The organism is Pseudomonas sp. PDNC002 (assembly GCF_016919445.1).
GTDB lineage: Bacteria > Pseudomonadota > Gammaproteobacteria > Pseudomonadales > Pseudomonadaceae > Pseudomonas.
On record NZ_CP070356.1, the window covers coordinates 2228097 to 2246813 of the forward strand.

Annotated in this window: 14 protein-coding genes; 4 read left to right on the forward strand and 10 right to left on the reverse strand. The window is 67.7% G+C overall.

Annotated features, from left to right (window positions below):
• Positions 1 to 721: 721 nt before the first annotated feature.
• The gene (locus JVX91_RS10375; RefSeq protein WP_205339143.1) at positions 722 to 1501 is read right to left on the reverse strand and encodes a TatD family hydrolase; all 780 of its coding nucleotides are present in this window, start codon (positions 1499 to 1501) and stop codon (positions 722 to 724) included.
• A 4-nt stretch (positions 1502 to 1505) separates the two neighbouring features.
• Positions 1506 to 2498, reverse strand: a complete 993-nt coding sequence (cra, locus tag JVX91_RS10380) for a catabolite repressor/activator (protein WP_205339144.1) — start codon at positions 2496 to 2498, stop codon at positions 1506 to 1508.
• Positions 2499 to 2700: 202 nt separating this feature from the next.
• Between cra and ptsP the strand changes: the two genes are divergently transcribed.
• The 4 genes from ptsP (at position 2701) to JVX91_RS10400 (ending at position 9525) form a co-directional block, all read left to right on the forward strand.
• Complete coding sequence (gene ptsP / locus JVX91_RS10385) at positions 2701 to 5595, forward strand: phosphoenolpyruvate--protein phosphotransferase (RefSeq protein WP_205339145.1); 2895 nt, start codon at positions 2701 to 2703, stop codon at positions 5593 to 5595.
• Positions 5595 to 6530 (forward strand): 1-phosphofructokinase, encoded by a 936-nt coding sequence (gene pfkB / locus JVX91_RS10390; protein WP_205339146.1) that lies wholly within the window; start codon positions 5595 to 5597, stop codon positions 6528 to 6530. The genes ptsP and pfkB overlap by 1 nt, the downstream gene beginning before the upstream one ends.
• Positions 6531 to 6556: 26 nt before the next feature.
• Positions 6557 to 8311 (forward strand): PTS fructose-like transporter subunit IIB, encoded by a 1755-nt coding sequence (locus JVX91_RS10395; protein ID WP_205339147.1) that lies wholly within the window; start codon positions 6557 to 6559, stop codon positions 8309 to 8311.
• Between the two features lie 203 nt (positions 8312 to 8514).
• Positions 8515 to 9525 carry a hypothetical protein gene (locus JVX91_RS10400; protein WP_205339148.1) on the forward strand — a complete coding sequence of 337 codons (1011 nt, stop codon included), beginning with the start codon at positions 8515 to 8517 and terminating at the stop codon, positions 9523 to 9525.
• A gap of 62 nt (positions 9526 to 9587) precedes the next feature.
• Here the strand turns inward: JVX91_RS10400 and JVX91_RS10405 are convergent, their stop codons facing one another.
• From JVX91_RS10405 to arnB, 8 genes are read right to left on the reverse strand one after another with little or no spacing between them, the layout of a single operon-like run.
• Positions 9588 to 10970, reverse strand: a complete 1383-nt coding sequence (locus JVX91_RS10405) for a UDP-glucose/GDP-mannose dehydrogenase family protein (RefSeq protein WP_205339149.1) — start codon at positions 10968 to 10970, stop codon at positions 9588 to 9590.
• Positions 10971 to 11013: 43 nt separating this feature from the next.
• A complete protein-coding gene (arnF, locus tag JVX91_RS10410) occupies positions 11014 to 11433 on the reverse strand; it encodes a 4-amino-4-deoxy-L-arabinose-phosphoundecaprenol flippase subunit ArnF (protein WP_205339150.1) in 420 nt (139 codons plus the stop codon).
• A complete protein-coding gene (gene arnE, locus JVX91_RS10415) occupies positions 11430 to 11774 on the reverse strand; it encodes a 4-amino-4-deoxy-L-arabinose-phosphoundecaprenol flippase subunit ArnE (RefSeq protein ID WP_205339151.1) in 345 nt (114 codons plus the stop codon). The genes arnF and arnE overlap by 4 nt, the downstream gene beginning before the upstream one ends.
• Positions 11771 to 13417, reverse strand: coding sequence for a lipid IV(A) 4-amino-4-deoxy-L-arabinosyltransferase (arnT, locus tag JVX91_RS10420; RefSeq protein WP_205339152.1), 1647 nt, complete (start codon positions 13415 to 13417; stop codon positions 11771 to 11773). Before arnT ends, arnE begins: the two co-directional genes overlap by 4 nt.
• A complete protein-coding gene (gene arnD / locus JVX91_RS10425; protein ID WP_205339153.1) occupies positions 13414 to 14298 on the reverse strand; it encodes a 4-deoxy-4-formamido-L-arabinose-phosphoundecaprenol deformylase in 885 nt (294 codons plus the stop codon). The genes arnT and arnD overlap by 4 nt, the downstream gene beginning before the upstream one ends.
• Entirely contained in the window at positions 14298 to 16316 is a 2019-nt protein-coding gene (gene arnA, locus JVX91_RS10430) for a bifunctional UDP-4-amino-4-deoxy-L-arabinose formyltransferase/UDP-glucuronic acid oxidase ArnA (RefSeq protein WP_205339154.1), read from the reverse strand. Before arnA ends, arnD begins: the two co-directional genes overlap by 1 nt.
• On the reverse strand, positions 16313 to 17317 hold the full coding sequence (gene arnC / locus JVX91_RS10435) for an undecaprenyl-phosphate 4-deoxy-4-formamido-L-arabinose transferase (RefSeq protein WP_205339155.1): 1005 nt from the start codon (positions 17315 to 17317) through the stop codon (positions 16313 to 16315). Before arnC ends, arnA begins: the two co-directional genes overlap by 4 nt.
• Positions 17318 to 17324: 7 nt before the next feature.
• Complete coding sequence (gene arnB / locus JVX91_RS10440) at positions 17325 to 18464, reverse strand: UDP-4-amino-4-deoxy-L-arabinose aminotransferase (protein WP_205339156.1); 1140 nt, start codon at positions 18462 to 18464, stop codon at positions 17325 to 17327.
• Positions 18465 to 18717 lie beyond the last annotated feature (253 nt).

Genomic DNA, 18717 nt, shown 5'->3' on the forward strand with positions numbered 1-18717 from the left:
CGGGCCCGATGGCTCGCCTCGTCACAGGGTTTCGCCAGCAGACCGATGTCCGTGGGTCGCACGGATGCACCCCATCTCACGGGCATCGGTTTGTCGGTGAATTCACTTTGCAGAGACAGTTGTTTTCGGCCGAGATATTGGTGCCGATGCTTCCCCCTCACCCCAGCCCTCTCCCTCAGGGAGAGGGAGCCGATTGTGCCGGCTGAAGCCATGAATTCATCCTGCACCGAACGGTCCCTCTCCCGCTTGCGGGAGAGGGCTAGGGTGAGGGGCTCTTGTAGGAGCAACTGTCCTCTTCTGGCGGGCCGTGCCAATGGTTTGCCCTCTCCCCAACCCTGGCTCCGCGCCCCCGCTCCGAAGGGAGAGGGAGCGCGTCCTGCCGGCTGAAGCCATGATTTCATCCTGCACCGAGCGGTCCCCTCTCCCGCTTGCGGGAGAGGGCTAGGGTGAGGGGCTCTTGTAGGAGCAACTGTCCTCTTCTGGCGGGCCGTGCCAATGGATTGCCGTCTCCCCAACCCTGGCTCCGCGCCCCGCTCCGAAGGGAGAGGGAGCAGGTCGTGCCGGCTGGCGCCGAAGTTTCATCCTGCACCGAACGGTCCCCTTTCCCGCTTGAGGAGCGGGGCGCGTAGCCAGGGTTAGGGAGAGGAGATCTTGATCTTGTACAAGCGGATTCACCCGCGATCAGGAGTGGTCGGAAACCGATCGCGGACGGAGTCCGCTACTACCTCCAGCCGAACAGTTCCATCGCGTTGCGCGTGCTGGTGCTGGCCAGTTCTTCCGGGCTGATGCCCTTCAATGCCGCCAACGCCGTGCAGATCTCCGGCAGGTGCTCGGGGCTGTTGCGCACGCCGGGGTACATGGCCGGCGCCATGTCCGGCGAGTCGGTTTCCAGCACGATGGATTCCAGCGGAATCTCCGGTACCACCTTGCGCAGGCGGTTGGCCTGCGGCCAGGTCGGCGCGCCGCCCAGGCCCAGGCGGAAGCCCAACTTGAGGTATTCGCGGGCTTCCTCGCGGCTGCCGGCGAAGGCGTGGACGATGCCCTGGCGTTTGGGCTTGTAGCGCTTGAGCGTGGCGATCATCGCCGCGTGGGCGTGGCGCACGTGCAGCAACACCGGCAGTTCGAAGTCGATGGCGATGCGCAGTTGCTCTTCGAAGATGGCCTGCTGGTCATCGCGGTCGAGGTCTTCCAGGTAGTAATCCAGACCGATCTCGCCTACCGCACAGAGCTTCGGGTGACCGGCCAGGCGTTCGAGCCATTCGCGCAGCGCCGCCAGGTGTTCCGGGCGATGGCGTGCCAGGTAGATCGGATGCAGGCCAAGCGCGGCGTACAGATCCGGCTCGCTTTCCACCAGCGCCCAGACGTCTTCCCAGTTCTCGCGGAAGACCCCCAGCAGCACCTGACGCTCCACACCCAACTCGCGGCTGCGTTGCAGCACGGCAGCACGGTCCTGCGCGAAGTCCGGGCAGTCGAGGTGGTTGTGGGTATCGATCAGGCGCATGGGGTTACTCCGTGCGCAGCTTCAGGTTGCGCGGAATCGGATGCACGCCGGGCGTGTAGTTGTTCTCTTCGATGGCGCTCAGCGCCAGGTCCAGCGCGCGCTCGGCGATCAGTGCGTGCTGCTGGGAAATGGCGTTGACCTTGATCGGCACGAAGTCCAGCAACTGAGTGTCGCCGAAGGTGGCGATGCGCAGGTTGGCCGGCCAGCCGGCGGGCAGTGCCTGGAGCACGTCGAACACACCTTCGAGCAGCACGTAGGACGTCGTGATCAGCGCCTCGGGCAACTGGCCCTGACCGGCCAGCAGTTCCTCCATCAGGCGGCGGCCACAGGCTCGGCTGAAGGTCTCGGCGTGCTCGATCAGCACCTGGCCCTTGTAGTCGCGCAGGGCGCTGCGGAAGCCGGCGGCGCGCTCCTGGGAAATGATCAGTTCCGGCCGCGCGCCGAGCAGGGCGATGTTCCGCGGCGCCGGGTTCAGCAGGCTGGCGGTCAGGCGCTGGCTGGCGTCGCGGTCATCGCTGACCACCGAGCAGAACCGCTGCGGGTCGAGCTGGCGGTCCACTGCGACCACCGGCACGCCGGCGGCCTGCAGGCGCGCATGGCTGTCGTCGCTGGCGGGCAGGCAGCTGGCGACGATCAGTGCGTCGCAGCGTCGCGCGCGGAACAGGTTTAGCACCTGGCGCTCGGTGTCCGGCTCGTCGTCCGAGCAGGCGATCAGCAACTGGTAGCCGCGCGCGCGGGCGCCTTGTTCCAGCAGCTTGGCGAGCTTGGCGTAGCTGGGGTTTTCCAGGTCCGGCAGGACGAAGCCCAGGGTGCGGGTCTGCCCGCGGCGCAGGCTGGCCGCCTGCTGGTCGGGGTGGTAGCCGTGTTCCTCGATCACCGCGCGCACGCGTTCCACCGTGGCGGCGCTGATGCGGCGCTGGATGGCCTTGCCATTGATCACATAGCTGGCGGTGGTGACCGATACACCGGCCAGGCGGGCGATATCACTGAGTTTCAACGCGGATGCTGCCGACAATTGGGGGCTTCAAGGATCACGCATTATCGAGTAACGTGCCAGTCTCAATAGGTGAAACGATTCAGCATAGCGCATGCGGTATTGCCTGATCCCTGTTCCTGCGGCGCAACCTCTAAGCTGATCACCGTACAAGCGGATAACCGCCCCAGCGCCGACGCGCGCGAACGTCGGTGAGGAGAACGCGATGCTCGAATTCAACGCGCAGCAGGTCCGCATGGGCCAGCGCGCTGCCGACAAGCAGGCCGCCCTGGCCATGCTTGGCTCCGCCCTTGAGGACGACGGGCTGGTCGCCGCAGGCTACCTGGCCGGCATCCAGGCCCGCGAGGCGCAGGGTTCTACCTACCTCGGCCAGGGCATCGCCATTCCCCATGGCACGCCGGAAACGCGCCATCTGGTGCAGCGTACCGGCGTGCGACTCATGCATTTTCCCGAGGGCGTGCACTGGGGCGACGGGCAGACCGTGCACCTGGCCATTGCCATCGCCGCCAAGTCCGACGAGCACCTGCGCCTCCTGCAACTGCTGACCCGCGCGCTGGGCGACGGCGACGTCGGTGCGGCGCTGCGCCAGGCGCAGAAGCCCGAAGACCTGCTCCAGTTGCTGCAAGGTGGCGCGGCACAGCCATTGTTGTTCGATGAGCAACTGGTGGGGCTGGGCGTCGCGGCCGAGGATTTCGACGAGCTGGCGTTGGTGGGCGCGCGCCGCTTGAAGAAGGCAGGCTGCGTCATTCCCGGATTCGCCGCCGCACTGCATGGCCAGGAGGCGCTGCCCCTGGGCGAAGGCCTCTGGTGGCAGGACAGCGACCGCTGCGTCACGCGCCCCGGCCTCGTCTTCGTCACACCGGCGCGCGAGCTGAGCCACGCGGGCCAGCCAGTGCGCGGACTGTTCTGCCTGGCTCGCCAGGACGATGCCCACGACGCTGTGTTTGCGCGCCTGTGCGACCTGCTGGTGGATGGCCGTGCCGGTGAACTGGCTCGCGCCACCTCGGTACGCAGCGTGCTCGAAGCCCTGGGCGGCGAGCTGCCGGTGGACTGGCCCAGCGTGCGCGTGCCACTGGCCAATCCCCACGGCCTGCATGCTCGTCCGGCGCAGGTGCTGATGCTGTTGGCGCGGGATTTCACCGGTGAAATCCGCGTGCGCATTGCCGAAGGCGACAGCGCGCCGGTCTCGATCCGCAGCCTCAGCAAACTGCTCAGCCTCGGCGCGCGGCGTGGTCAGATGCTCGAATTCTTCGCCGAGCCGGAGATCGCGGAGGCAGCGCTGGCCGCCGTTCGCGCCGCGGTGGAGCAGGGGTTGGGCGAAGTGGTCGAGCCGCTGCCGGAAGTCATCGAGCCTGTCGTCGAAAACAGCCACCCGGACGAGCAGGTGCTACAGGCCGTGCGCGCACCGGAGGCGGGCGCGCAGCTCCAGGCCATCGCCGCGTCGCCTGGCATCGCCCATGGGCCGGCCTATCTGCAAGTGGCGCGTGACTTCGAGTTTGCCCCGCGAGGGGAATCGCCGGAGGTCGAACGCCAGCGTCTGGACGAGGCGCGCCTGGCAATCACCGAGGAAATCGAAGCACTGGTGGCGCGCAGCCAGGTCAAGGCGATCCGCGACATCTTCGTCACCCACCAGGCCTTGCTGGACGACCCCGAACTGCTCGACGAAGTGCAGGCGCGGCTCGCCGAAGGCGCCAGCGCCGAAGCGGCCTGGAGCCAGGTGATCGAACGCGTGGCCAGCGAGCAGGAGGCCCTGCGCGATGCGCTGCTGGCCGAACGCGCGGCGGACTTGCGGGATGTCGGGCGGCGCGTGCTGGCGCGTCTGTGCGGTGTCGAGAGCGCCGTCGAGCCCAGCGAGCCCTACATCCTGGTGATGGATGAAGTCGGCCCCTCCGATGTGGCGCGGCTCGATCCCGAGCGCGTGGCCGGCATCGTCACCGCGCGCGGCGGCGCAACGTCCCACAGCGCGATCATCGCTCGCGCCCTGGGCATTCCGGCGCTGGTCGGTGCCGGGGCGGCGGTGCTGGCGCTGGAGTCCGGCACCGCGTTGCTGCTCGATGGCGAGAAGGGCGAACTGACCGTCGCGCCGGATGCCGCCACGCTGCACGTCGCCGAGCGCCAGCGCGATGTGCGCCAACGCCGCACCGAGCAGGCCGAGGCGCGCCGCCATGAACCCGCGATCACCCGCGATGGCCACGCCGTGGAAGTCTGCGCCAACCTGGGCGACACCGCCGGCGCCGCCAAGGCCGTGGAGCTGGGCGCGGAGGGTGTCGGCCTGCTGCGCACCGAATTCGTCTTCATGGACAACCCCCAGGCGCCGGACCAGGCAACCCAGGAGCTCGAGTACCGCCGTGTACTCGATGCCTTGGGCGGTCGCCCACTGGTGGCGCGCACGCTGGACGTGGGCGGCGACAAGCCGTTGCCCTATTGGCCAATCGACGAGGAAACCAATCCCTACCTGGGCATCCGTGGCGTGCGCCTGACCTTGCAACGCCCGCAGATATTCCGCACCCAGCTGCGCGCATTGCTCAGTGCCGCCGCCGGGCGCCCGCTGCGCATCATGTTCCCCATGGTCGGCCAGGTGGAGGAATGGCGGCAGGCCCGCGACCTCACTCTCGAACTCTGCGCGGAGCTGGGCGGCGAGCACGACCTGCAGCTGGGCATCATGGTCGAGGTGCCGTCCGCCGCGCTGCTCGCGCCGGTGCTGGCGCGCGAAGTGGATTTCTTCAGCGTCGGCACCAACGACCTGACCCAATACGCCCTGGCCATCGACCGCGGCCACCCGACCTTGTCCGCCCAGGCCGACGGCTTGCACCCGGCTGTGCTGCAACTGATCGACATGACCGTGCGCGCCGCCCATGCCCACGGCAAGTGGGTAGGCGTGTGCGGCGAGCTGGCTGCCGACCCGCTGGCAGTGCCCTTGCTCGTCGGGCTGGGAGTGGATGAACTGAGCGTTTCGGCGCGCAGCATTCCCCTGGTCAAGGCGCGTGTGCGCGAGCTGGACATGCCGACCTCCCGCGAGCTGGCGCAGGCGGCGCTGGCCCTGTGCTCGGCGGCGGATGTACGCCAGAGCGTTGCCCTCGCGCTGCCGGAGGTGCACTGATGGCCCGCATTCTCACACTGACCCTGAACCCGGCGCTGGACCTGACGGTGCGCCTGCCGACGATGACGCCCGGCGAGGTGAACCGCAGCGAATCCGCGCTCAGCCAGGCGGCCGGCAAGGGCCTGAATGTCGCCCAGGTGCTGGCCGATCTCGGCCATGCGCTGACCGTGGCCGGTTTTCTCGGCGCCGACAATGCGTTGCCGTTCGAGGCGCTGTTCCGCCGCCGTGGCTTCGTCGATGCCTTCGTCCGCGTGCCGGGCGAGACGCGCAGGAACATCAAGATCGCCGAGGGCTCCGGCCGTATCACCGATATCAATGGCCCCGGTCCGGATGTCAGCCAGGGCCAACAGGACGCGTTGCTGGATCGGCTTGACCTCATCGCTGCCGATTTCGATGTCGCCGTGGTCGCCGGCAGCCTGCCGCGTGGCGTCGACCCACAATGGCTGCGCGAGCTGTTGCTGCGCTTGAAGGGCCATGGCCTGAGGGTCGCCTTCGATTGCAGCGGCGCGGCCCTGCGCGCCGGCATCGAGGCCGCGCCCTGGTTGATCAAACCCAATGACCAGGAACTGGGCGAGGCCTGTGGCCAACTTGCCGGCAGTGCCGATGAGCTGGCCGCGCAGGTCGCCTCGCTGCGCTCGCGCGGCATCGAGCAGGTCGTGGTTTCCCAGGGGGCGGAAGGTGTGCGCTGGTTCGGCCCGCAAGGTGCCTGGCAGGCGATTCCGCCGACGGTGGAAGTGGCCAGCACCGTCGGTGCCGGCGACTCGCTGCTGGCCGGGATGGTCCATGGCCTGCTGAGCGGATGGCCTGCCGAACGCGTGCTGCGCCAGGCCACCGCGGTGGCGGCGCTGGCGGTGACCCAGTTCGAGTTCGGTATCGGCGACGCGCAGCGACTGATACGTATCGCGGACGCCGTGCAGGTTCAGGCGCAGGCCTGAGCGACAGAACAACACGAGGTATGACGATGAACCTTGCCCTGATCACGGCCTGCCCCAACGGCCAGATTTCCAGCGTGCTCAGTGCCCGACTGCTGCGTGCGGCAGCGGAGCGCCTGGGCTGGTCGGTGTGCGTCGAGCGGTGCGATCCCCAGCATCCGGAGCGTCAGCTCAGCGCCGGCCAGATCGAGGCGGCCGATTGGGTGCTGGTGGTCAGCGTCCAGCCGCTGGACCTCTCGCGCTTCGTCGGCAAGCGCCTGGTGCAGGCGCGGCCGGCAGAAGCGCTGGCTGAGCCCGTTGCCTTCCTTCAGCGCGCTGCGCAGGAGGCGGACGTCTGGCAAGGCGATGAGCGCTCGGGTGCGGTCGTCGAAGCAGAGCGTGTGGCGAGGCTGGTGGCGGTGACCGCCTGCCCGACCGGCGTGGCGCACACGTTCATGGCGGCCGAAGCACTGCAGCAGGCCGCGCAGCAGATGGGCGTCGAGTTGAAGGTGGAAACCCAGGGCTCGGTGGGTGCGCGCAATCCGCTGTCTGCCGAGGACATCGCCGCCGCCGATGTGGTGCTGCTGGCCGCGGACATCGAGGTCAATCCCGAGCGCTTCGCCGGCAAGCGTATCTTCCGTTGCGGCACTGGCGTGGCCCTGAAACAGCCGCAGGCCACTATCGGGCGCGCGCTGAAGGAGGCGACGGCGGAGTCCGCTTCGACCGTCGGCAGCGCTGCCGCACCGGCGAAGAGCGAAGCGCGCGGCGTGTACAAGCACCTGCTCACCGGCGTGTCGTTCATGCTGCCGATGGTGGTGGCCGGCGGTCTGCTGATCGCGCTGTCCTTCGTCTTCGGTATCGAGGCCTTCAAGGAGCAGGGCACGCTGGCGGCGGCGCTGATGCAGATCGGCGGGGACGCCGCGTTCAAGTTGATGGTGCCGATGCTGGCGGGGTACATCGCCTGGTCCATCGCCGACCGGCCCGGCCTGGCACCGGGGATGATCGGCGGGTTGCTGGCGAGCACGCTGGGCGCGGGCTTCCTCGGCGGCATCGTCGCCGGGCTGCTGGCGGGCTACAGCGCGCGCGCCATCGCCCAGTGGCTACCGCTGCCGGCCAGTGTCGCGGCGCTCAAGCCGATCCTGATCATCCCGCTGCTGGCCAGCCTGTTTACCGGGCTGGTGATGATCTACGTGGTGGGCTCGCCGGTCGCGGCGATGATGCGTTCGCTGACGGACTTCCTCGCCGGCATGGGCACCACCAACGCGATCCTCCTCGGCCTGCTGCTGGGCGGGATGATGTGCGTGGACCTCGGTGGCCCGATCAACAAGGCGGCCTATGCCTTCTCGGTCGGCCTGCTGGCCTCGCAGAGCTACGCGCCGATGGCGGCGGTGATGGCCGGCGGCATGGTCCCGCCCATCGGCATGGGTATCGCCACGCTGCTGGCGCGGCGCAAGTTCGCCCAGAGCGAGCGCGAGGCGGGCAAGGCCGCGCTGGTGCTGGGGCTGTGCTTCATCTCCGAAGGGGCGATTCCGTTCGCCGCCAAGGACCCGCTGCGGGTCATCCCGGCCAGCATCGCCGGCGGCGCGCTGACCGGCGCACTGTCGATGCTGTTCGGCTGCAAGTTGCTGGCGCCCCATGGCGGGCTGTTCGTGCTGCTGATTCCCAATGCGATGAACCACGCCTTGCTGTACCTGCTGGCGATTGCCATCGGCAGCGTGGTGACCGGTGTGCTCTACGCGCTGCTCAAGCGTGACGAGGTGGCGCCGATGATGGTGATGGGCGAGCAGGCGCCCGGTCGAGGGTGAGGCTTGGCGATCCGGGGCCTGGGAGCGCCGAGCGTCGATTGAGCGGCGCGTGATGACCGACAAGCACGGTGCCAGGTGGGGGCACGAGCAAGCTTGCTCCCGCAGACCGGCTCGGACGCGCAACCCTGGCATGGCGCACTGCATTTCTCCGTTCCTTGGGTGACACTCAGTGCCTCGCCATAGAGGCGAGGCAAGGAACGAATATGCAGGGAATAGTCGTGTTGCTGCTGTTGCTGTTCAGCAGTCTGTTGGTCCATGCCGCCGAGCGGTCCTATCTGCCGCTGACCGATCAGGAAATGTCCAGGCGCTTCCCCATGCGCGAGGTGGCGCGCATCGGCCTTGCCGATGAGGATGCCGATAGCCCGGCACCGCCACTGCGCCACTTCACCGCGGGTGTCGGTGGCGTCAGCATGGAACGCATCGCCGATGGCTGGTTGCTGCAGGGAAAGGACAAGGCCGGCAAGCCCTGGCGGGTGTTTACTGGATTCATGAGCAATGCCGGAGGTGACGGCGAAATCTACCAGGCCGATCTGGATCGCAACGGTATCGACGATCTGGTGTTCTGGTTGCCGAACACCGGTGCCGGCATGGCGCCCACCGCGGGCCTGGGCATCCTCACGTTCGACGCCTCTGGCCAACCTGTCTACCTGACCGTCTGGGGATACTCGGGGCCCGGCCGCAACGGCGTGGAAGACCTGCTCGATCTCAAGGGCGACGGGCATGCCCAACTACTGACGATGGACTTCAGCGATGGTTACTGGACCACCAGCCTCTACCGGCTGAAGGACGCTCGCTGGCAGCGCGTTGTGGGCCAGTTCGGCCGGCTGCGCTATCCCGCCATGACCCGTTTCACCTACTCCGGCAGCCGCAAGGTAGTGACGCGCATCAAGCCTGGGCGACATCCCTTGTCCGCCGACCTGTCCAATGACCGGCCACTGAACCAGCAGCGCTATCGCCTGGCGGACGACAGCGCCAAGGCGTACATCGGCTCTGCGGGAGAGCTGCAACTGGTGAGTGTTCCGGATCTGGTCATCGATGATCGCCCGGAGGGGCGGACGATTTATGCCGGGAGCGCTGATGAGCGTCTGCGGGCGATCTTCCAGGAAGCCCTGGGCAGCGAGCGGAGCGTTGTGCTGTACGGCAAGGACGACAGTTTCCAGGGCAACTATGGGCTGGCTGCGCCGCATACCGTGTGGCTGTTGCCCAAGCCCTGACCAGCGCTGTCGGCGCGGGGGCGGGCGGGTAAACGCGAGCGCTTACCTGCCCTGTCCGAGCATCAGGCGCTGCGCCGCTGACGCTGTTCACCCACGTGCGCGGGCACCGGCAAACGGTGCGAATCGCCGCGACCCATGGGGAAGTATTCGAAGCCATGGCGTGCCACGCGCTCCGGGTCGAACAGGTTGCGGCCGTCGAAGATCACCGGGGCTTTCAGCCGGCTGGCCAGCAGTTCGAAATCCGGCGCCTTGAACTGCCGCCATTCGGTGCAGATCACCAGGGCGTCGGCATCGCCGAGGGTGGCCTCCGGCGTGCCCATCAGGGTGAGGCGGTCGTCGTGTCCGTACAGGCGCTGCGCTTCGGGCATGGCCTCGGGGTCGAAGGCGCGGACCCGCGCGCCGGCGGCCCAGAGCGCTTCCATCAGCACGCGGCTCGGGGCGTCGCGCATGTCGTCGGTGTTGGGTTTGAACGACAGGCCCCAGAGCGCGAAGGTACGCCCCTTGAGCTGGCCGCCGTAGTAGCTGTCGATACGCTCGAACAGCTTGTTCTTCTGCCGCTGGTTCACCGCTTCCACGGCGCGCAGCAGGTCACTGGAGCAGTGCGCTTCCTCGGCGCTCTGGATCAGCGCCTGGACGTCCTTGGGGAAGCACGAGCCGCCGTAGCCGCACCCGGGGTAGATGAAGTGGTAGCCGATGCGCGGGTCGGCGCCCATGCCCTGGCGCACCGCCTCGATGTCGGCACCCAGGTGTTCGGCTAGTTCGGCGATCTGGTTGATGAAGCTGATCTTGGTTGCCAGCATGCAGTTGGCCGCGTACTTGGTCAGCTCGGCGCTGCGCAGGTTCATGCTGATGATGCGGTCGTGGTTGCGGTTGAAGGGCTCGTAGATCTCGCGCATCACGTCGAGCACTTCCGGGCGGTCGCAGCCGATGACGATGCGGTCGGGCTTGCGGCAGTCGGCCAGGGCCGAGCCTTCCTTGAGGAATTCGGGGTTTGAAACGATATCGAAGTCCAGCGTGCGGCCGCTGTCCGCCAGCACCTGCTGGATGCGCGCGCGGACGCGGTCGCCGGTGCCCACCGGTACGGTGGATTTCTCGACGATGATCACCGGCTGCTTGCGGTGCGCGGCAATGCCTTCGGCCACCGCCAGCACGGCGCGCAGGTCAGCCGAGCCGTCGGCCTGCGGTGGCGTGCCCACGGCGATGAACTGCACGCGACCGTGGGCGGCGGCTTCGGCGACGTCGGTGGTGAAGTGCAGGCGGCCGGCTTCGAGGTTGTCCTTCACCAGTTCGGCCAGGCCCGGTTCGAAGATGCTGATCTGGCCGCGCTTGAGCTTGGCGATCTTTTCCTTGTCGATATCCATGCACAGCACGTCGTGGCCGACTTCCGCCATGACGGCGGCCTGCACCAGGCCCACATAGCCGATTCCGAATACGCTGATTTTCATGTTGAGATCTCTCGGTAAAGGGGAGTAATCGATTAGGCGCGCGTCAGGCCTGCTCGCTGCGCGGAGCGCTCTGTTCGGGAGGCGCGGCGCGGGGCTGGCGTCGTGGCGCGTTGATGCAGACGACCCCGGCGATCACCAGTGCGACGCCCAGGGTGCGCGGCAGGCTCAGCGGCTCGCCGAAGCCCGGCAGCCAGGCGGCGCCGAGGTAGACCAGGGCGTAGCTGAGGCTGAGCAGCGAGTAGGCGCGGCTCAGCGGCAGGGATTTCAGGGCCAGCAGCCAGCAGAGCATCGACAGGGCGTAGGCGCACACGGCAGCGGCCAGCGCCGCGAGTGCCACCGGGTCGAGCGCCGCCACATCGAGGGGCCAGTCCAGGCGCAGGCGCGCCATGCACCAGCGCATGCCCAGTTGGGCGCCGCTGACCAGCAGCACGCTGCCCAGCGCGAAAGCGATGCCGTGCTTCATGCGTGCAGCCCCAGCAGTGCCACGCCGCCGACGATGAGCGCCACGCCCAGCCAATGGCGGGTATCGATGCGCTCGCCGAACAATCGGCTGGCCACCAGCGTCACCAGCACGAAATTCAGGCTCAGCATCGGATAGGCCACGCCCACTTCGAGCCTGCGCAGCACGCCCAGCCAGAGCAGGAGACCGCCGCCGAGGCAGGCGACGGCCAGCAGCAGCCAGGGCGACAGCAGCTTCGCGGCGATGCCGCTGTCCTGGCCTCGCCAGCTTTCCACGGCGAACTTCTGGGCGATCTGGCCCAGGCAGGTCAGCAGGCAGACGGCGGCGAGCAGCAGGGCGGTCATAGCGTGGCCTGCGGGATCAGCAGGACCACCAGGTGGTTCTGCCGGAAGCTGATGGCGTCCTGCGGCATTCGCGCCAGGTCGGCCTCGTCGCTGGGGCTATTCACCCGCAGCACCACACCGATCGAACCCTCGGCTCGGGCACGGTCGATCCAGGTGCGGACCTCCCGCAGCGGGAGGCTGCGCCCGGCGCCTTCCGGCCAGGCCAGGCCGTACTTCAGCTCGCCCTCGGTGTTGAGCAGGGTGATGTCGTCACGCCGGGTGCGCCAGGCCAGCGCGGTGGCGGCGCCCAGGTCGTTGCTCAACAGGCTGGCGGAGCCGCGCAGGTCGGCGAGGTGCTCGAGGATGAACTGGTCGGGCATCTTGCTGTTGACCAGGCGGTTGGGCATCGCCGACGGCAGCAGCGCCACGAGCAACCACACGGCGAACGCCGGTGCAGCCCACAGCTGCTCCGGCCGCAGCCACTGCAGCAGGCCGCCGATCATCCAGGCGACGCAGACCAGCGCGACCATCAGCACGCTGGGCGTTTCGCTCTGGTAGAGCGGATGCCTCAGCTGGACCACGATCAGCGCTACCAGCGCGGCGGCGCCGAGCAGCAGGTTGAGCAGTCCATTGAGTTTCAGGCCGAGCAGGCGGCGCTGCTGCAGGGCGTTGGCCAGGGCATCGGCCATCAGCAACGCCAGCGGAGCGAAGCAGGGCATGATGTAGGTCGGCAGCTTGCCGCGGGCCAGGCTGAAGAACAGGAAAGGCAGGGCGAACCACAGTAGCAGGAATAGCGTTTTCGGCTCGCGCCAGCGCCGGCTGCCCGCGCCCAGGGCGGACAGGGTCAGCACCGCCCAGGGCAGCGCGCTGGCCAGCAACAACGGGACGAAGAACCAGAACGGCCGGTCGTGCTGGGCGTCGTCCCCGGCGAAGCGACGGATGTGCTCGTGCCAGAAGAAGAAGTTCCAGAAGTCCGGCTCGCGGGCATGGATCGCCAGTGCCCAGGGGGCGCAGACCAGCACTGCCACCAGCACCGCCAGCGGGCCGTAGCGCAGCAGGTCACCGATACGCCGGCGCAGTACCGCAAAGGGTAGCGCGACGATCACCGGCAGCAGCAGCGCGAGAAAGCCCTTGGTCATGAAGCCCAGCGCACAGGCGACGCCCAGCGTGCTCCAGGCGGCGAGGCGGGCACGCAGCGTAAGGGCGTCGAAGGCGAACCAGAGCGCGGCGAGGCTGAGGTTTACGCACAGGGTGAATTGCGGATCCAGGTTGGCGTAGCCAGCTTGCCCGGCGATCAGGCCGAAGCTGGCGTACAGCGCAGCGGCGGCCCAGGTGCGCCGTGGGTCGTTCCACAGCCGGCGGGCCATCAGCAGCACCAGCAGGGTGCTCAGCGCGGTGACCAGGGCGGAAGCGGCGCGCACGCCGAACAGGTTCTGGCCGAACACCGCCTGGCTGGCGGCGATCAGCCAGTAACCGCCGCTGGGTTTCTCGAAGTAGCGCAGGCCGAGCAGCCGCGGCGACACCCAGTCGCCGCTCTGCAGCATGGCCTGGCTGATCTGCGCGTTGCGTGTCTCATCGGGTATCCACAGGCCATGAAAGGCCAGCGGCAACAGGATGCAGAGGAGAAAAGCGGCAATCAGCGCCGGGTATGCCAGGCGCTTCACGGCAATTGTACCCCCAGCCAGCCTTCGCGGCCTGGGAGCTCGCCGCGGCCGAGGCCGGCCACCGGCAGAGTCGTCGGATCGTCGGGCAGCAGCCGGCCCAGCGTGCCGAAACGGATGCCGCGATGTTGGGCTTCGGCCAGCAGGCGGCGGAAGTCGTGGGCCATGAGGATGCCTTCGACTTCGGCGTGCACCGTGTACACGTTGGTGGCATCGGGGCTGAAGCGCGACAGGATGAAGTCGTTGAACGCGGAGGGCGGTATCTGCGGACCGACCACTTCGTCGAAGGTCGGCAGGTCCACCGGAATCTGCGGTGTACCGGCGCGCCCATCGCTCAGGCGCGGGCGGAATGGTGCGCGGCCGCGGCAATCGCTGTTGTAGCGGAAGCCGAAGCTTTCCTTGGCCTCGATCACCCGCTCGTCCGCGCGCCAGCCGGCCACCGCCGAGCATTGCACCGGTTCACCGAGGATGTCGGCGAGGGTGTCCACGCCCTGGCGAATCTGCTCCGTCAGTTGGCCCGCGCTCCAGTTGCCGGCGTTGGCCTGCCAGCCATGGTGGTCCCAGGCGTGCAGGCCGACCTCGTGGCCGGCGTAGCGCGCGCGACGCATGAGATGGCCGAGATCGCGACCGATCAGCTTGCCCGGCCAGGCGGTGCCGGCCAGCAGGATGTCCCAGCCGTAGAGCCCGGCGGCGTTGGAGCGCAGCATCTTCCACAGGAACTGCGGGCGTACCAGCCGCCACAGGTGACGGCCCATGTTGTCGGGCCCGACGCTGAAAAAGAAGGTCGCCTTCACGCCGGCCTCGTCGAGCATGTCCAGCAACCGTGGCACCCCATCACGGGTACCACGGTAGGTGTCTACGTCGATGCGCAGTCCTGCTCTCATCAGGCGATGCTTTTCAGCGGAAAGGCATGCGGCTGGCCACCGGCGCGTTCGGCCAGGGCTTCACGGAGGAAGAAGTCCAGCGTCTTGCCGATGGTTTCAGCCAGCTCCACGCTCGGTTGCCAGTTCAGCAGGCGGCGGGCGTTGTCGATGCTCGGCTTGCGGTGCGACACATCCTGGTAGCCGTCGCCGTAGAAGCTGCGGCTCTCCACTTCGCGGAAGCCGGCGAAGGGCGGGAACTGGTCGCGCAGCGGATGGGCCTCGAACTGGCGCAGCAGTTCTTCGCCCAGCTGGCGGATGCTGGCTTCGTTGTCCGGGTTGCCGATGTTGACGATCTGCCCGTCACAGCGACTGCCTTCGTTGTCGATGATGCGTGCCAGCGCTTCGATGCCGTCGTCCACGTCGGTGAAGCAACGCTTCTGCTCGCCGCCGTCCACCAGGCGGATCGGGGTGCCTTCCACGAGGTGCAGGATCAGCTGGGTGATGGCTCGGGAGCTGCCGATACGCGCCGAGTCCAGGCGGTCCAGGCGCGGGCCCATCCAGTTGAACGGACGGAACAGGGTGAACTTCAGGCCCTTCTGGCCGTAGGCCCAGATGACGCGGTCGAGCAGTTGCTTGGATACCGAGTAGATCCAGCGCTGCTTGTTGATCGGGCCGACGATCAGGTTGGAGGTGTCCTCGTCGAAGTTGGCATCGGTGCACATGCCGTACACCTCGGAGGTGGAGGGGAAGATCACACGTTTGTTGTACTTCACGCAGTAGCGCACCAGCTTGAGGTTTTCCTCGAAGTCTAGCTCGAACACCCGCAGCGGATTGCGCGTGTATTCGATGGGGGTGGCGATGGCCACCAACGGCAGCACGACGTCGCACTTCTTGATGTGGTACTCGATCCACTCGGTGTGGATGCTGATGTCGCCTTCGACGAAGTGGAAGTCCGGATTGCCCTTCAGGCGCTCGATGGCGTCGGAGCCGATGTCCAGGCCGTAGACCTCGTAGTTGCCGTCGCGCAGCAGGCGCTCGGAGAGGTGGTTGCCGATGAAGCCGTTGACGCCGAGGATCAGCACGCGAGTCTTGCGCTTGGGTTTGCCGGCAGCGCCGTGCAGGCGCGAGCCATCCACCAGGCCCATCTCGCGGGCCAGTTGCGGACCGGCGAGGAACAGGCCGCTGTCGCCCTGCTGGCCGGAGAGGATTTCCAGCGAATCTTCGCCGCAGGCGATGCGCAGCGGATCGACACTCAGCACCGAGCCGGGCGCCTTGCCGTTGTTGCCGGCGGCGACGCGCGAACTCCAGACGATCAGCTTGCGATCACCCACGGGGGCGAAGGCGCCCGGGTAGGGCTGGGTCACGGCGCGCACCAGGTTGTGCAGTTCGCGGGCCGGGCGCTTCCAGTCGATCAGGCCGTCCGCCGGAGTGCGGCGACCGAAGTAGCTGGCGCGGGATTCGTCCTGGGCGACTTCCTGCAACTCACCACGGGCCAGACGCGGCAGGGCGTCGGCGAGCAGCTCGCGGGTGGCTTCGCGCAGCTTGCCGTGCAGCACCAGCGCGGTGTCGTCGGCGCCGATGGAGACGCTCAGCTGGGCGAGGATGCCGCCGGCATCGGCGCGCTTGACCATGCGGTGCAGGGTCACGCCGGTCTCGGTCTCGCCGTTGACCAGCACCCAGTTGGCCGGGGCGCGGCCACGGTAGCGCGGCAGCAGCGAGCCGTGCAGGTTGTAGGCGCCCTTGGTGGCGCAGGCCAGCAGCTCGTCGCTGAGCAGGTGGCGGTAGTAGAAGGAGAAGATGTACTGCGGTTGCAGCTCACGGATGCGCGCGACCCACAGCGGGTGATTGACATCGTCCGGAGCGTGCACGGGGATGCCCAGGCGTGCGCAGAGCTGCGCTACCGAGCCGTAGAAGCGGTTTTCCTTGGGATCGTCGGCGTGGGTGAAGACGGCGTCGATCTGGTAACCGGCGGCGAGCAGTGCTTCGATGCCGGCGCAGCCGAAGTCGTGGTAGGCGAAGACGATGGTCTGCTGGGTCATGGCTGGATGGACTCGAAAGAAGGGGAGGAAGAGGAAATCTGGGGGCGCGGTGCATCGGCGCGGACAATGCGCTCGATGAAGAAGCGGGGGCGGGCGCGCACGTCGTTGTACATGCGGCCCAGGTACTCGCCGAGCAGACCCATACCGACCAGTTGCACGCCGGTGAACATGAACAGCACGGCGAACAGCACGAATACCCCGTGGCCGGCCCAGGCGGCGCCGAACAGCAGGCGCAGCACCAGCAGCAGCAGGGCGAAGGCGAAGCCGGCCACCGCCATGCCGCCGCCGACGAAGGACAGCAGGCGCAGCGGCGAGGTGGTCATGCAGGTGACCAGGTCGAACATCAGGTTGATCAGGCGCAGGAAGTCGTACTTCGACTCACCGTGCTCGCGCTCGGCGTGGGCCACGAGGATCTCGCTGGTGTGGCGGGCGAAGCTGTTGGCCAGGATCGGGATGAAGGTGCTGCGCTCGCGGCAGGCCAGCATCGCCTTGACGATGCTCGCGCGATAAGCGCGCAGCATGCAGCCGTAGTCGTTCATCGCGACGCCGGTGGAGCGCTGCACGGCGAGGTTGATCAGCTTCGACGGCCAGCGGCGCAGGGCGGAGTCCTGGCGTTGCTGGCGCACGCTGCCGACCACGTCGTAGCCCTTGGCGGCCTCGCTGACCAGGCGCGGGATTTCTTCCGGCGGGTTCTGCAGGTCGGCATCGAGGGTGATCACCAGGTCGCCCTGGCATTGCTCGAAGCCGGCCATGATCGCGGCGTGCTGGCCGTAGTTGCGGTTGAGGATCACCGCGACCACATGGCTGCCCGGCGCCTCGGCGGCTTCCTGCAGCAAGTCGGCGGAGCTGTCGCGGCTGCCGTCGTCGATCAGCACGATCTCGTAGTCGCGGCCCAGCTGATCGCAGGCGGCGGTGGTACGGCGCAGCAGCTCGGGGAGGCTCGCCTCTTCGTTGTACACCGGGATGACGATGGATACGCGGTGGATCGGATAGGGTTTCACGGTGGCGTTACCGGATCAGGGTTTCGATGGCGTCGACCACGCGGTCCTGGTCGGCCTGGGTCATGTCGGGGAACAGCGGGATGGAGACGATCCGCGAGGAGTTCCACTCGGTGTTGGGCAGCTGCACATCCGGGTAGCGTTGGCGGTAGTAGCTGTGCAGGTGGCTGCCGATGAAGTGGATGCCGGTGCCGATGCCGCGTTGCTGCAGGCCCTGCATGAAGGCGTCGCGGTCGATACCGCAGCGCTCCTGGTCGATGCGCAGGACGTACAGGTGCCAGGCGTGGTGCTGCGGGTAATCCGGCAGCGTCAGCGGTTGTACCGGCAGCTTCGCCAGGCGTTCGGCGTAACCGGCGGCCAGTTCGGCACGGCGGGCGTTGATCGCTTCGAGCTTGGGCAGCTGGACCAGGGCGATGGCGGCGTTGATGTCGGTGAGGTTGTACTTGAAGCCGGGCTCCACCACCTGCGCCTGTGGCTTGCGGCCATGGGTCAGGCGGTCGTAGGCGTCGACGCCCAGGCCGTGGAATTTCAGCGTGCGCACGCGGTTGGCCAGGGCCTCGTCGTCGGTGACGAACATGGCGCCTTCGGCGCAGGTGAGGTTCTTGATCGCGTGGAACGAGAAGATCGCCGTACCGCGCGAGCCCACCGGGCGGCCGCGGTAGAAGGTGCCGGCAGCGTGAGCCGCGTCTTCGATCACGGCGATGCCGTGACGCCGGGCGAGCTCATTGATCGGGTCCATGTCGCAGGCGGCGCCGGCGTAGTGCACCGGGATGATGGCGCGGGTGCGCGGTGTAATCGCGGCTTCGATGCGCGCGGCGTCGGTCATCAGGGTGTCGCGGTCGACGTCGACGAATACGGGGGTGGCGCCCAGCAGGCAGATCATGTTGGCGGTGGACACCCAGGTCTGCGACGGGGTGATCACTTCATCGCCAGGGCCGATGCCCAGGGCCAGCAGCGCCAGGTGCATGCCGCCGGTGGCGGAAGACAGCGCGATGGCGTGGCGGCAGCCGATGGATTGGGCGAAGCGCTGCTCCAGCTCCTGGTTCTTCGGCCCGGTGGTGATCCAGCCGGAGCGCAGTACGTCGTTGACTGCCTGGATTTCCTCTTCGCCGATACTCGGGCGCGAAAAGGGGAGGAAAGAGGTTTCCATTTGGGTTCCAACGGCCGTGGCCGCTCTGTCACAAGGTGAGCGAACGCTACGGCTGAGTTCGTTAAGAACCCGTTAAGTGGATGTGAGGATTCCGTTGGTCGGCGATCTTTCTGCCGTACTGCGCCTTCGTACACGGGCGAAGGCGCCTGGTTGTGGGACGTTCTGAAAACGACATGGGCGATGTCGGAAAACTCTGTTGAACACTCGTTCATCCTTGGCTATGGTGGCCCCAAGCTCCTGCGGACATGACCGT